This is a genomic window from Sodalis sp. RH22 (assembly GCF_047324165.1).
GTDB lineage: Bacteria > Pseudomonadota > Gammaproteobacteria > Enterobacterales > Enterobacteriaceae > Acerihabitans.
Map to the genome: position 1 here is coordinate 80487 of NZ_CP178731.1, position 13978 is coordinate 94464.

Consider the following 13978-nt stretch of genomic DNA (forward strand, 5'->3'; position numbering starts at 1 on the left):
TCTGCCGGGCGCGCGGAGGTCAAGGAGGCCGTCGCGGTACGGCCTCTTTGTCGCTTGCCGGCGCCCGGCAATACATATAAGCGCCGAACGCACGGCAAGCGAAACCTTCGCCGAGGCGACATAAATCTCCCCGCAAGCAGGTTAACCGTATCCCGACGCCAGATTCTATCCAAAACAACAGCGCCGCTATTGCTTCCATAACATGCCGTGCGAACAGCGACATGTGGACCGGCATAAAGCGCGCTGACGGCGCCTGTGCCCCCGGCATGAGCCGCTGGGAGCGGCGAAAGGCCCGTTGCGCCGGGAGCGCATAACGGGCCGGTGCATAAGGGGGAACGGGCGTCGGAAGGTATCGCGCAGCGACGCGCGATCTGCCGGGCGCGCGGAGGTCAAGGAGGCCGTCGCGGTACGGCCTCTTTGTCGCTTGCCGGTGCCCGGCAATACATATAAGCGCCGAACGCACGGCAAGCGAAACCTTCACCGAGGCGACATAAATCTCCCCGCAAGCAGGTTAACCGTATCCCGACGCCAGATTCTATCCAAAACAACAGCGCCGTTATTGCTACATAATATGCCGTGCGAACAGCGACATGTGGACCGGCATAAAGCGCGCTGACGGCGCCTGAGCCCCCGGCATGAGCCGCTGGGAGCGGCGAAAGGCCCGTTGCGCCGGGAGCGCATAACGGGCCGGTGCATAAGGGGGAACGGGCGTCGGAAGGTATCGCGCAGCGACGCGCGATCTGCCGGGCGCGCGGAGGTCAAGGAGGCCGTCGCGGTACGGCCTCTTTGTCGCTTGCCGGCGCCCGGCATTCCATAAAACAACTGAACGCACGGCAAGCGAAACCTTCGCCGAGGCGGCATATGCCCTGGCGCGCCCTAACGCATGGCACCCTCAAGCACGGCAAGCGAAACCTTCGCCGAGGCGACATATGCCCTGGCGCACCCTAACGCATGGCCCCCAACGTACGGCAAACGAAACCCCGCCCCACAGCATAAGCCGCAAGCGCAACCCTCCGCGGGTTTAATCATTATCAGGGGAAAAATCCGCCACCCGGACGCCGGGCGGCGGGAACATCAGTTTAAACGCTTTACAGGGAAAGCGCCGCGCGGGCCTATTTAACGGAGCTGCCGATCATCGCCTCGGGCCGTACCCATTGGTCGAACTCCGTCTCTGAGACATAGCCCAGTTTCAGCGCCGACGCTTTTAGCGTCAGCCCCTCTTTATGGGCTTTTTTGGCAATCTCGGCCGCTTTGTCATACCCGATATGGGTATTGAGCGCGGTGACCAGCATCAGCGATTCATTCAGCAGTTGGCTGATGCGTGCCCGATTGGGTTCGATGCCGCCGGCGCAGTGCCGGGTAAAGCTGCTGATGCCGTCGGCCAGCAGGCGGATGGATTGCAGCATATTATGCGAGATAAGCGGCCGGAAGACGTTCAGTTCAAAATTGCCCGACGCGCCGCCAAAGTTCACCGCCACATCATTGGCCATAACCTGGGCGCACAGCATGGTCATGGCCTCGCATTGGGTGGGGTTGACCTTGCCGGGCATAATCGAGCTGCCGGGCTCGTTTTCCGGGATGGCGATTTCGCCGATGCCGCAGCGCGGCCCGGAGGCGAGCCAGCGCACGTCGTTGGCGATTTTGAACAGCGACGCGGCCAGTCCTTTGAGCGCCCCGTGTCCTTGTACCAGGGCGTCGCAAGAGCCGAGCGCCTCGAACTTATTCGGTGCGGTGACAAACGGCTGCCCGGTCAGCTCCGCCAGGGCCTTCGCCACCCGTACGGCATATTCCGGATGGGTGTTAAGGCCGGTGCCCACCGCCGTGCCGCCCAGCGCCAGTTCGCTCAGATGCGGTACCGTCGCCTCGATATGCCGCGCGCTGTGGCCGAGCATTGCCGCCCATCCGGAAATTTCCTGTCCCAGGGTCAGCGGGGTGGCGTCCTGCAAATGGGTGCGCCCGATTTTCACCACGTCGCTGAACGCCTCGGCCTTTTGTTCCAGGCACGCCCGCAGCGTAGCCAGCTGCGGCAATAATTGAGTGCGCAGGGCAATCACCGCCGCCACATGCTGCGCGGTGGGGAACACGTCGTTCGAGCTCTGGCTTTTATTGACATCGTCATTGGGATGCACCAGGCGCGTATCGCCGCGCTCCCCGCCCAGCAGTTCGCTGGCGCGGTTGGCCAGCACCTCGTTCATATTCATATTGGTCTGGGTCCCCGAGCCGGTTTGCCAGATGGACAGCGGAAACTCCTGTGGATGCTTTCCCGCCAGCACTTCGTCGGCGGCGGTGATAATGGCCTGCGCCTTGTCGCGGGCCAGCAGGCCCAGGTCCAGGTTCACCTGGGCGGCGGCGCGTTTGGTCATGGCCAGCGCAGCGATAAGCTCCGCCGGCATCTTTTCCTGCGAAATGCGGAAATGCTCCAGCGAGCGCTGGGTCTGCGCCCCCCATAGCCGGTCGGCGGGCACTTCGACGGCGCCCATGGAGTCTTTTTCAGTGCGGATATTTTCCATAATGTGATCCTTATGCGATAAACAAAAATAAATCGCGCGGCGGGTGTTCCATCCGCCGCGCCGCGCGATGCGAGTCGTGTTTATAAAAAGCCGTAGGCGGCGGCCAGGATCCAGCCGACAAGGCTTGAGACGCCCACGCCAAGCAGGCCCACCAGGATAAAGCTGTGGTTGATGACATACTTGCCGATATGGGTGGTGCCGGAACGGTCAAACTGGATAGCCGCCAGGTCGCTGGGATAGGTCGGCAGGATATAATAGCCGTAGCAGGCGGGCGCCGAGGCGACGATATAGGCCGGGTCGACGCCGATGGCCAGGGCCAGGGGCACAATCGCCGCCAGCGCCGCGGCCTGGGAGTTGACGAACTTCGAGACCACCAGCAGCGCCAGCGCGTAGGCCCAGGGATGGACCTTGATAATGGCGCCGAGGCTGGCTTCGATTTCGGCCAGGTGCGCGCCGAAGATGGTTTCCGCCATCCAGGCGATGCCGTAGACCGCCACGATGGCAATCATGCCGGAGCGGAAGACTTCGTTTTTCGAGATGGCCGCCGGGTTGGTCTTGGTGGCGATGATAATCAGGGCGCCGGAAAATAGCATGCACATCTGGATAACCAATACCATCGACAGCCGTTTGCCGCCGAACACCGGCAGCAGCTGCGGCATCGCGCCCAGCAGCGCGACGACGGCGATGGTGGCGAGGAAAATCCACATCGCCACCCAGTTGCTGCGCGGCAGCTTCTGGTTGAGCAGGGTGGCGGTATCGCCGTAGACATAGTGGCGGTTTTCGGGGTCGGCGATAAATTTCTGGAACACCTCGTCCTTATCCAGGTCCTTGCCGCGAAACCAGCTGAAGATACCGATGGCCAGGATGCCGCACAGGGTGGAGGGAACGGTGATGGCCAGCAGGTCGAGGAAGTCGAGGTGGCGGCCGTTAAAAGACACATTGCCGAGCATGGCCACCAGGGAGACCACCGCGACCGACACGGGGCTGGCGATAATGCCCATCTGGGCGCCGACGGAGCTGGCGGCCATGGGACGTTCTGGGCGGATATTATTTTTAATCGCCACGTCGTAGATGATGGGCAAAATGGTGTAGACCACATGGCCGGTGCCGCAGAGGATGGTCAGGCAGCAGGTGACGAAGGGGGCGACGATGGAGACGTATTTGGGGTTGCGCCGCAGGAGTCGCTCGGCGATTTGCAGCATGACGTCCAGGCCGCCGGAGGCTTGCAGGGTGGCGGAGGCGGCGACCACGGCGATAATCACCAGCATGACGTCGACCGGGGGTTTACCGGGTTCGAGATGGAAGACGAAGACCAGGATAACCAGCCCGATACCGCCCAGGAGGCCGAGGGCGATACCGCCCTTTCTGGCGCCGTATAACAGACAGGCCAGAATAACGGCCAGTTGAATAAAAAATGCCATTTGTACTTTTCCTTTGTTTAATAACTTTATTTAAATTCACTGCTTAACAAATAACTCCGTTTAAAACCACAATGATTGTGCTGAATCACATACCGACGCTTTTTTTAGTTAATAATATGATTTAATATTTTTATGTTATAGCCAATCTTATTTAGGCAAATCATATTGTTGTTTAGATGTTAATGCTTATGATGTGAAATAATTAATTTGATTTAAGGGCGGGAATTAAACACTATTGCTGGCGAAACCCGCCGCCGCCGCACCGGTATGATGCGGCGGGCGGCATTTACTGGAAACACTGGCGCAGCGCCTCCAGTTTTTCCGGCAATAAGCGATAAAAATAGACCGGGCGCCCCATGGAGCCGTAAAAAATGGTGGTGGTAAGAATATCCGCCTCCGCCAAATATATCAGGTATTTGCGGCAGGAGACCTTGGAAATGTTGATGGCGTTGGCCAGCATCTCGGTGGAAAATTCCCGATCCTTGCTTTGCTCAATCCACTCGCCGATGGTGCGCAGGGTAATAACGGTCAGGCCTTTGGGCAATTTTTTATGGCCGTGATCGGCGTCGGCGGTTTTATGGTGAATTAAATGGTCGATATCGGACTGCGCGCAGTTTTCGCGCAGGTCGAGTAAATTGACCTCCTCGCGGTAGCTGACCAGCGCCTGTTCAAAACGGGCGAACTGAAAGGGCTTGATAAGATAATCCACCACGCCGTATTTGAACGCTTTTTTCACCGTGCCGACATCGGTGGCCGAGGAAATAATCAAGACATCGGTTTGCTCGCTGATTTCACGGATGATGGGCAGCAGATCCAAGCCGTTATCCTGCTGCATATAAATATCCAGCAGCACCAAATCAATTTTATCCCCGGCCGCCATCAGCAGCGACCGCGCCTGCTGCAGGGTGGAGGCGGTGGCGTGGTATTGAAACCCGCTGACCTGGCTCAGGTAGCATTTGTTCAATTCGGCCACCATGGCGTCATCGTCGACAATCAGAGTATTTATCATAGGGTTACCCCGTTTTTATCCGATATGGCAAAGTGATGTCGAAGCGGGTGCTCACCCCCGGTTCAGACGTAAATTCCATCCATCCGCCCAGCCGTTCCACGCCTTCCCGGGCAAGATAAAGGCCGATGCCGCGGCCGGTGCCTTTGGTGGAAAAACCGCGCTGGTAGACCGTGTTCCCCACGGCCGGGTCGATACCGGGGCCGTCGTCGCTCACCGTGCACTGCAGCAGCATATCATCCCGATAGAGGAAACTGACGGTGATCGTGCCTTTTTCGCTCTCGGACAGGGCATCCATGGCATTTTCAATCACATTGCCCAATACGGTGATAAGGCAGGCGGTGGTGTCGTTATCATCGGTATCGGGCAGCCAGCTGTCCTCGGTAATCACCAGGCCGATGTCAAGGTCGCGGGCGCGGTTAATCTTACCGAGCAGGAAACCGGCGATCACCGGCGATTTGACGATACGAATCAGGGTGCCGATTTCATTTTGATAATTATTGGCCGTTTTCAGGATATAGGATTCCAGCGCCTGGTAGCTTTTTAAATGCAGCATGCCGAGAATCACATGCAGCTTGTTCATAAATTCGTGGGATTGCACCCGCAGGGTATCGGCATAGGCCGACATGCCGTCCAGACGCTCGAGCAGGCGCGCCACCTCGGTTTTATCGCGAAACGTGGCAATAGCGCCGACGATGTCCTCGCCCACGATCACCGGCACGGTATTGGTCAGCAGCACGCTGCCGTTGATATGGCTTTCCCGGTCGCGCTGGGGCTTGCCGGTTTGCAGCACGTTGCGTAAATAGAGCTGCGCCGGCCAATTCTTGCTTGCCGCGTCCAGCAGCAGGTTTTCCCAGGGGCCGTGCTGTTTGAACAGCCGTTTGGCCTCGTCGTTGATAAGCGTAATCTGGCCGTCGGCGTTGACGGCAATCACCCCTTCCTTGACCGATTGCAGCATGGCGTTGCGCTCCTCGAACAGTTGCGCGATTTCATGGGGTTCGAATCCCAGCATGATACGCTTGAGCGCCTTGACCAGCAGCCAGGTGCCGATACCGCCCACGGCGGCGCCGATAAGCGCGGTCCACAGCAGGTTCCAGCGGTTGCCGTTGACGATGGTCTGTACCGTATCCAGTGAAATGCCAATCGCCACCACGCCGATTTGCCGCTGCGCGGCGTTATAGACCGGGGTATAGATACGCAGCGCCCGCCCCAGCGTGCCCTGGTTAATCGCCTGGTGTTCCCGCGCCTGGAGCGCCGGCAGTATATCGTCGCCGACATAGAGTTTACCCAGCAGTTCGGCATTCGGATGCGAATAACGTATCCGGTTCATATCGGTGACCACGACAAAAAACAGGTCGTTGCGTATCCGCGCGGCTTCGGCCACCTGCTGAATGGCGCCCGGATTGCCCTGGCCGCCCAGGCCCTGCACCACCTCGGGATCCTGCGCCAGGGTGCGGGCGATGGCGAAGGCTTTATCCCGCACGTTGTTCTCGGCCAGTTCGCTTATCTGGCTGAAAAACAGCATATGGACCACCACCAGCACGGAAACGATGACACCCGATACCATGAGAATGACGGAGGTGCTCAATGTCAGCGGCGCTTTGCGGGTGTCTCTGGCCATGTGTTCTCCGTGTTCGCCAATCGTCTTGCCCGGGATGATACGACAAAATAAGGCTGAAGGAGGGGTATTTTGCTGCCGCTATCATTACGCCGCGCCATGAATAAGATGGTAAAGACTCTGCTTGCTTCTGACGCGGGTCTGCTTCACACTCCCGGCAAAAATAGTGGCGGGCGCGCATAAAACCAGCGCCTGATTATGCCGTGGCTGAAAATAATCTCCGGTAGAGGATTATTTTACTTAATAAAATAACAGAATAGTTATTTAATGGCGTGCGTCGTGGAAATATAATGCATAGAGGTCCAGCCTAACAAAAAACAAATAAAGTAAAATTTCAGAGTAAACATTTTGAAATAATATTGGTTAAAAATGTTCTTGGTCACAAATAATAAAAATATAAATTGTCATTTGGCCCTAAATTGATAGAGATCAATTTAACCCTCTCATAATAATTTCAGGGTCTCAATGACGCAGCCGTGCTTGAGCAGCGTTGCCATGTAAGAGGCCCAAAACCACTATGAATACCCGCATTACTCCCCCGGGGGTTGATCGCCGTACCTTTTTAAAACTGTGCGCCGCCCTGGCCGCCACCATGGGCCTGAGCAGCCGCGCGGCCGGCGAAATGGCCCGCTCCCTGGCGCAGCCGACGCGGCCGCCGGTTATCTGGATCGGCGCCCAGGAATGCACCGGCTGCACCGAGTCCCTGCTGCGCGCGACGCATCCGACGCTGGAACACCTGCTGCTTAACGATATTTCCCTGGAATACCATGAGGTGCTCTCCGCCGCCTTCGGCGCCCAGGCCGAGGACAATAAGCAGCGCGCGGTGGAGCGGTACCGCGGCAAATATGTGCTGGTGGTGGACGGTTCCATCCCGCTCAAGGACGGCGGCGTGTACTGCATGGTGGCCGGCAAACCTATTGTCGAGCATATCCGTGAATGCGCCGAGGGCGCCGCCGCCATTATCGCCATCGGGTCCTGTTCCGCCTGGGGCGGCGTGCCGGCCTCGGGCAGCAATCCCACCGGGGCGGTCAGCCTGCAGCAGGCCCTGCCGGGCAAAACCATTATCAATATCCCGGGCTGCCCGCCCAATCCACATAATTTCCTGGCGACGGTGGCCCATATCATTACCTGGGGGCGCGCGCCGGCGCTTGACGCCGCCGGGCGGCCCACCTTTGCCTATGGCCGTCTGATTCATGAAAACTGTGAGCGGCGGCCGCATTTCGACGCGGGGCGTTTTGCCCGGGAATTCGGCGACGAGGGGCATCGCCAGGGGTGGTGTCTGTACCATCTGGGCTGTAAAGGACCGGAGACCTACGGCAACTGCCCGACCCTGGAGTTTTGCGATGTGGGCGGCGGTATCTGGCCGGTGGGCATCGGCCATCCCTGTTATGGCTGCAATGAGCAGGGCATCGGCTTTACCAAGGGGATTTTCCAATTGGCGAATGTGGAAAACCCCACCCCCAGGGCGGAAAAACCTTCCGTCCATCAGCCGGAAGGGGCGCCGCGCTCCGCCACCGCCACCGGCCTTATCGGCGGCGTGCTGGGGGTGGTGGCGGGCGTCGGCCTGATGACGGTGCGTGAACTGGGCCGGGCGCAGAATAAACAGCGCCGGGATCGGACCGACGCTTCGTCCCGGGAGGAGTGAGCCGTGAACCGACGTCATTTTTTTAAACTGACCTGCGCCGGGGCCTTGCTGGCGGGCGTACCCGCCGCCGCGCTGGCGCAGGCGCAGAATAAACCGCCCATTCCGGGCGCGCTGGGCATGCTGTACGATTCCACGCTCTGCGTGGGCTGCCAGGCCTGCGTGACAAAATGCCAGCAGGTCAATCATTCTCCCAGGCCAGCCGCGGGGAAAACCTATGCCGGCGGCGCGGCCACCTGGTCGGATAATGACAAGCTCAGCCCGTATACCAACAATATTATCCAGGTGTGGACCTCCGGCACCGGCAAAAATAAGGATCAGGCCCAGGACGGCTACGCCTATATCAAAAAGCAATGCATGCACTGCGTAGATCCGAACTGCGTATCGGTCTGTCCGGTGTCCGCGCTGAAAAAACACCCCACGACCGGCGTGGTGCACTACAACGCCGATATTTGCACCGGCTGCCGTTATTGCATGGTGGCCTGTCCGTTTAACGTGCCGAAATACGATTATGACAATCCGCTGGGCCAAATCCATAAATGCGAGCTGTGCAACCAGCCCGGCGTCGCCCGGCTGGATAACGGCGGCTTGCCCGGATGCGTCGAGGTCTGTCCCACCGGCGCGGTGATTTTCGGCACCAGGGAAGCGCTGCTGGCCGAAGCCCGCCAGCGTCTGGCGCTGACCCCGGGCGTTGAATATCTGTATCCCCGCCAGACCCTTGGGGATGGGGATCGCTATGCGCGCGCCCTGCCGCGGTATGAACCGCATATCTACGGCGAGAAAGAAGGCGGCGGCACCCAGGTGCTGGTGCTGGCCGGGGTGCCATACCAAAACCTCGACCTGCCGGCGCTGGCGGAGTTGTCCACCGGCGCGCGCTCGGAGCATATCCAGCATTCGCTGTATAAAGGCATGGTATTGCCGCTGGCGGTATTTGCCGGGCTGGCGCTGCTGGTACGGCGCAATACCCGCGACGGACACGACGGCGACGATAAGGCCGCCGGGCCTGATCTATCCGGCGCGGCCGGCGACGATGCGCCGGGCGGGCGGGAGGCGTCAGGCGCCAAAACGACGCGCGTAGCGCCACCAGGAGAGAATAATCATGACGATGCATAAGGCCAGCCCGCTGGGCGGACGTCTGTTCGCCAGGCCCATTATGTACCTGGCGCCGCTGGTGATACTGTGCGCGGGGCTTATCCTCAGGCGACTGCTGTTCGGCATCGGCTCGGTGGCCAACCTGAACGGCGGTTATCCCTGGGGCCTGTGGATTGCCTTCGACCTGCTGGTGGGCACCGGCCTGGCCTGCGGCGGGTGGGCGCTGGCCTGGGCGGTCTACGTCTTCAACCGCGGCGAATTCCACCCGCTGATGCGTCCGGCGCTGCTGGCCAGCCTGTTCGGCTATTCGCTGGGCGGGTTGTCCATCACCATCGACGTCGGCCGCTACTGGAACCTGCCGTACTTTTATCTTCCCGGCTATTTCAATACCTCGTCGGTATTGTTTGAAACCGCGGTATGCATGACCATCTACATCGGCATCATGGCGCTCGAGTTCGCGCCGGTACTGTGTGAAAAGTGGGGATGGCACGCCCCGCGCAAATGGCTCGATAAAGGGATGTTCCTGATCCTGTCGCTGGGCGTTCTGCTGCCCACCATGCATCAATCCTCCATGGGGTCGCTGATGATTGCCGCCGGCATCAAGGTGCATCCCCTGTGGCAAAGCTACGAAATGCTGCCGCTGTTTTCGCTGCTGACCGCCTTTATCATGGGGTTTTCGATGGTGGTGTTTGAAGGTTCGCTGGTGCGGGCGGGGCTTGCGGGCCGCGGAGCGGACGAAACGCCGCTGTTCACGCGCCTGACGCGCATTATCGCCGTTTTCCTGACGATCTTCATCCTGCTGCGCTTTGCGGAAGTGATCTGGCGCGGCAAGACCGGCTATTTATGGGCGGGCGATCGCTATGCCGCGCTGTTCTGGGCGGAAATCGGCCTGATGCTGGCGCCGTTGCTGATGCTCTGCCTGCGACGCTGCCGCCGGGACGCCCGCGCGCTGTTTATCGGCGGGCTGTGCATGCTGTCGGGCGCGGCGCTGTGGCGCCTGGATTATTCCCTGATCGCCTTCAATCCCGGCGGCGGTTACCGCTATTTCCCCGCCGTGGGTGAAATCCTGATTTCAGTGGGCTTCGTCGCTATCGAAGTCTGTGCTTACATAATGTTGATTCGCCTGTTGCCGGTCCTGTCCGGGACGGCGGACCGCCATCACGATCGTCCGATTGAGGTAGAGCATGAGCCAACGCATCACCATTGATCCTGTTACCCGTATCGAGGGCCACCTGCGTATTGATTGCGAAATTGAACAGGGAAAAGTGGTCAAGGCCTGGTCGTCGGGCACCATGTGGCGCGGCATGGAAGAAATTCTCCAGGGCCGCGATCCGCGCGACGCCTGGATGATTGTCCAGCGTATCTGCGGGGTGTGCACCACGGTGCACGCCATCGCCTCGGTTCGCGCGGTGGAACACGCCCTGGGCATGAGCGTGCCGGTGAACGCCCAGTATATCCGCAACCTGATCCTGGCGGCCCACAGCATCCACGATCATATCGTGCATTTTTACCAGCTGTCGGCCCTGGACTGGGTGGATATTACCTCGGCGCTCAAGGCGGATCCGGTGAAAGCCGAAACGCTGCTCAAAGGCCTGTCCACCTGGTCGCTGAACAGCGCGGCGGAGTTCGCCAGGGTACAGCAAAAGATCAAGGATCTGGTGGCCAGCGGTCAACTGGGCATTTTCGCCAACGGTTATTGGGGGCATCCGGCCATGGCGCTGCCGCCGGAAGTCAACCTGATTGCGGTGGCCCATTACCTGCAGGCGCTGGAATGCCAGCGCGACGCCAACCGCATCGTCGCCATGCTGGGCGGCAAAACGCCGCATATCCAGAACCTGGCCGTCGGCGGCGTCGCCAACGCCATCAACCCGGATATGCCCAGCGTGCTGAACCTGGAACGGCTGATGTATGTCAAAACCTTTATCGACCGGCTGGGCGACTTTATCGAGCAGGTGTATAAAGTCGACTGCGTGGTGATCGCCGCCCACTATCCACAGTGGCTGACGCTGGGGCGCGGGGCGCGGCATTACCTGAGCGTGCCGGAGCTGCCGCTGGATGGCAAGGGCGAGACCTTTTGGCTGACGGGCGGTTATCTGGAGGACGGCGACGCCGCCCGTTTCCGCCCCATCGCCAGCCATACCGACCCGTTCCTGATGGACGGCATCCAGGAAAGCGCCAAACATGCCTGGTACCAGGATGACGAGCCGCTGGCCCCCTGGGAGGGCCGTACCCGGCCGCAGTACACCGGCTGGCAGGAGGACGGTAAATATTCCTGGGTAAAATCACCGATATTCTACGGCCAGACGGTGGAGGTCGGTCCGCTGGCCTGGCTGCTGTGCGGGCTGGCGGCGGGCCACGAGGGCGCGCAAACCCACTTTTCGCAGCTTGGCGCCGCCTATCGCCATCTTACCGGCAACACGTTGCGCGAGGCCGATCTGCATTCCACCCTGGGGCGGGTCATCGGCCGCACCGTGCACTGCTGCGTGCTGAAAGACTCGCTGAGCGTGATGTGGCAACTGCTGGTGGACAATATCGGCCGGGGCGATCACCAGACCTTTATCAAGCCGGACATTCCGCTGGATAAGGAACTGCGCGGCGTAGGCTTCGGCGAAATGCCGCGCGGCATGCTGTCGCACTGGGTGGTTATCAGGGACGGCAAGATTGCCAATTACCAGGCGGTGGTCCCCTCCACCTGGAACGCCGGCCCGCGCAACGGGCAGGACGTGCCGGGGCCTTACGAGCAGTCGCTGGTGGGCACGCCGGTGGCCGACGCCGCCCGGCCGCTGGAAGTGGTGCGCACCATCCATTCCTTCGACCCCTGCATGTCATGCGCCGTGCACCTGGTGGACGCGACCGGCCGGGAAGTGAACCGGGTAAAGGTGCTGTGATGCGTATTCTGGTGCTGGGTATCGGCAACCTGCTGCTGAGCGATGAAGCGGTGGGGGTGCGCATCGTTGAAGCGTTGGCGCGCCGTTACCGGTTCACGCCCGCCATCGACATCCTGGACGGCGGCACCTCGGGCATGGAGCTGCTGGAAACCCTGTCCGGCCGCGATCATCTGATCGTGGCCGACGCGGTGCTCGCCGGCCATGCCCCCGGCGCGGTGGTGGTGCTGCGCGACGATGAGGTGCCCGCGTTCCTGACGCAAAAGCTGTCGCCGCATCAGCTGGGACTGGCCGATGCGCTGATGGCGCTGCGCCTGCTGGACGCGTTTCCGCGCCGCCTGACCCTGGTGGGCGTGGAGCCGCAAGCGCTGACCATGCGCATCGGCCTGACCGATTGCGTGGCGCGGGCGGTGGAACCGGCGCTGGGGCAGGTGATTGCCGCGCTGGAGCAAAGCGGCGTGACCGTGTCGGCGCGGGATGCCAGCGACGCGCCCCCCGACCCTGACGCCGGCCCCTTTTCCCGGCCCGACGACAATGACCCTTTTGATAAGGGAGATACCCATGCCGCGGTATGAAGATCCTCCCGCCCGGACAAGGGCTAATGAGGCCGCGGCTGCCGTCGGCGACGCGCCCGCGTCGTGGCTGGAGCCGCTGTTCCGGCGCATCGCCGATGAGCGCATGCGCGATTTGCCGTTTTTCCGTCCGGCGGTGCCGGTGCGCGCCTGCGGTTTCACCCTGTTTGAACAGCAGTGGCTGGGATGCCTGCTGACCCCCTGGATGCTGAGCCTGTGGGTATTGCCGGGGCCGGGCCAGGAATGGCCGCCGATGGAAAACGGCGCGCGGCGGGCGCTGGCGTTGCCGTGCGGCAATGTCACCTTTATCAGCGGCGAGCTGGCGGGCCGGAGGCCCTATCTCTCCTGTTCCCTGATGTCGCCGCTGGATGCCGGGCTGACCGGCGCCGGGGCGGTCGCCCTGGCGGAACACTGCGTGAAAATGGCGTTGTCGTTGCCGGTGCGTGACGGCGACAGCCCGCCGGACGCCGATCGCCGCGCCTGGCTCACCCGCGGCCGGGGCGGCGCCCCGGATGCATGAGCTTTCCCTGTGCTACGAGGCGCTGGCGCTGATTGACCAGCAGGCCCGCTCGCACGGGGCGCGGCGGGTGACCGGGGTCTGGCTGGAACTGGGCGCGCTGTCGTGCATCGAGGAAAGCGCCCTGCGTTTTTCGTTCGGCACGGCGTGCCGCGGCACGCTGGCCGAAGGCAGCGCGCTGCACCTTGACGTGCGGCCGGCGCCGGCCTGGTGCTGGTCATGCGGCGCCGCCGTCGAGATAACGCACCATGGCGCGGGCTGCCCGCGCTGCGGCGGTCACGCGTTGCAGGTTAACGGCGGCGACAGCCTGCGCGTCAGGCAGCTGGAGCTGGAGTAATATCCCTTGGAGAGAGTATGTGCATAGGCATTCCCGGTAAGATCGTGGCCGTCGGGGCCGATATTCACCAGCCGGCCTGTATCGAGGTCTGCGGCGTGCAGCGCGCGGTAAATATCGCCCTGGTATGCGAAGGCGAACCCGCCGCGCTGGTCGGCCAGTGGGTATTGGTCCATGTGGGATTCGCCATGAGCCTGCTCGATGAGCAGGAGGCGCGCGAGACGCTGGCGGCATTGCAGTCCATGCAAATGGTCGGCCTGGAGCTCGACGAAATGAGACAGGATGGGAAGCGGCGGGTAGTGGGCTAAAAACAACGCCCGATAACGGCAACGCCCCGCCACCCGGGATACGGGTGGCGGGGCGTTGCTGATTAACGTGCGG

12 protein-coding genes are annotated in these 13978 nt (G+C 61.2%); 8 read left to right on the forward strand and 4 right to left on the reverse strand.

Annotation, left to right across the window (positions count from 1 at the left end; translation table 11 throughout):
* Positions 1–1112 precede the first annotated feature (1112 nt).
* The 4 genes from fumC to ACL2XN_RS00335 form a co-directional block, all read right to left on the reverse strand.
* Positions 1113–2510, reverse strand: a complete 1398-nt coding sequence (fumC, locus tag ACL2XN_RS00320) for a class II fumarate hydratase (protein WP_413723209.1) — start codon at positions 2508–2510, stop codon at positions 1113–1115.
* 80 nt (positions 2511–2590) lie between these two features.
* Positions 2591–3931 carry an anaerobic C4-dicarboxylate transporter gene (locus tag ACL2XN_RS00325; protein WP_410014418.1) on the reverse strand — a complete coding sequence of 447 codons (1341 nt, stop codon included), beginning with the start codon at positions 3929–3931 and terminating at the stop codon, positions 2591–2593.
* A gap of 286 nt (positions 3932–4217) precedes the next feature.
* Positions 4218–4940, reverse strand: coding sequence for a two-component system response regulator DcuR (gene dcuR / locus ACL2XN_RS00330; protein WP_410014419.1), 723 nt, complete (start codon positions 4938–4940; stop codon positions 4218–4220).
* 4 nt (positions 4941–4944) lie between these two features.
* The gene (locus tag ACL2XN_RS00335; RefSeq protein ID WP_410014420.1) at positions 4945–6558 is read right to left on the reverse strand and encodes a sensor histidine kinase; all 1614 of its coding nucleotides are present in this window, start codon (positions 6556–6558) and stop codon (positions 4945–4947) included.
* A gap of 514 nt (positions 6559–7072) precedes the next feature.
* Between ACL2XN_RS00335 and hybO the strand changes: the two genes are divergently transcribed.
* Genes hybO through hybG form a run of 8 tightly spaced genes read left to right on the forward strand, consistent with a single transcriptional unit; the run spans position 7073 to position 13905 of the window.
* Entirely contained in the window at positions 7073–8200 is a 1128-nt protein-coding gene (hybO, locus tag ACL2XN_RS00340) for a hydrogenase 2 small subunit (RefSeq protein ID WP_413729836.1), read from the forward strand.
* A gap of 3 nt (positions 8201–8203) precedes the next feature.
* Positions 8204–9310: a hydrogenase 2 operon protein HybA gene (hybA, locus tag ACL2XN_RS00345; protein WP_413723208.1), complete on the forward strand. Its 1107-nt coding sequence runs from the start codon at positions 8204–8206 to the stop codon at positions 9308–9310.
* Positions 9297–10496, forward strand: coding sequence for a Ni/Fe-hydrogenase cytochrome b subunit (hybB, locus tag ACL2XN_RS00350; protein WP_413723207.1), 1200 nt, complete (start codon positions 9297–9299; stop codon positions 10494–10496). The genes hybA and hybB overlap by 14 nt, the downstream gene beginning before the upstream one ends.
* Positions 10474–12177, forward strand: coding sequence for a hydrogenase 2 large subunit (gene hybC, locus ACL2XN_RS00355; RefSeq protein ID WP_410014424.1), 1704 nt, complete (start codon positions 10474–10476; stop codon positions 12175–12177). Before hybB ends, hybC begins: the two co-directional genes overlap by 23 nt.
* Complete coding sequence (locus tag ACL2XN_RS00360) at positions 12177–12749, forward strand: HyaD/HybD family hydrogenase maturation endopeptidase (protein WP_413728048.1); 573 nt, start codon at positions 12177–12179, stop codon at positions 12747–12749. The genes hybC and ACL2XN_RS00360 overlap by 1 nt, the downstream gene beginning before the upstream one ends.
* A complete protein-coding gene (gene hybE / locus ACL2XN_RS00365) occupies positions 12736–13266 on the forward strand; it encodes a hydrogenase-2 assembly chaperone (protein ID WP_413728049.1) in 531 nt (176 codons plus the stop codon). Before ACL2XN_RS00360 ends, hybE begins: the two co-directional genes overlap by 14 nt.
* The gene (gene hypA, locus ACL2XN_RS00370) at positions 13259–13600 is read left to right on the forward strand and encodes a hydrogenase maturation nickel metallochaperone HypA (RefSeq protein ID WP_413728050.1); all 342 of its coding nucleotides are present in this window, start codon (positions 13259–13261) and stop codon (positions 13598–13600) included. Before hybE ends, hypA begins: the two co-directional genes overlap by 8 nt.
* A 17-nt stretch (positions 13601–13617) precedes the next feature.
* On the forward strand, positions 13618–13905 hold the full coding sequence (gene hybG / locus ACL2XN_RS00375; RefSeq protein WP_410014428.1) for a hydrogenase maturation factor HybG: 288 nt from the start codon (positions 13618–13620) through the stop codon (positions 13903–13905).
* Positions 13906–13978 lie beyond the last annotated feature (73 nt).

Excerpts from the sequence above, each read along its gene's own strand:
- ACL2XN_RS00325 (WP_410014418.1), bottom strand. The coding sequence starts at position 3,931 with ATGGCATTTTTTATTCAACTGGCCGTTATTCTGGCCTGTCTGTTATAC.
- hybO (WP_413729836.1), top strand. The coding sequence starts at position 7,073 with ATGAATACCCGCATTACTCCCCCGGGGGTTGATCGCCGTACCTTTTTA.
- hypA (WP_413728050.1), top strand. The coding sequence starts at position 13,259 with ATGCATGAGCTTTCCCTGTGCTACGAGGCGCTGGCGCTGATTGACCAG.
- dcuR (WP_410014419.1), bottom strand. The coding sequence starts at position 4,940 with ATGATAAATACTCTGATTGTCGACGATGACGCCATGGTGGCCGAATTG.
- hybG (WP_410014428.1), top strand. The coding sequence starts at position 13,618 with ATGTGCATAGGCATTCCCGGTAAGATCGTGGCCGTCGGGGCCGATATT.
- hybC (WP_410014424.1), top strand. The coding sequence starts at position 10,474 with ATGAGCCAACGCATCACCATTGATCCTGTTACCCGTATCGAGGGCCAC.
- ACL2XN_RS00360 (WP_413728048.1), top strand. The coding sequence starts at position 12,177 with ATGCGTATTCTGGTGCTGGGTATCGGCAACCTGCTGCTGAGCGATGAA.
- hybE (WP_413728049.1), top strand. The coding sequence starts at position 12,736 with ATGCCGCGGTATGAAGATCCTCCCGCCCGGACAAGGGCTAATGAGGCC.
- hybB (WP_413723207.1), top strand. The coding sequence starts at position 9,297 with ATGACGATGCATAAGGCCAGCCCGCTGGGCGGACGTCTGTTCGCCAGG.
- fumC (WP_413723209.1), bottom strand. The coding sequence starts at position 2,510 with ATGGAAAATATCCGCACTGAAAAAGACTCCATGGGCGCCGTCGAAGTG.
- ACL2XN_RS00335 (WP_410014420.1), bottom strand. The coding sequence starts at position 6,558 with ATGGCCAGAGACACCCGCAAAGCGCCGCTGACATTGAGCACCTCCGTC.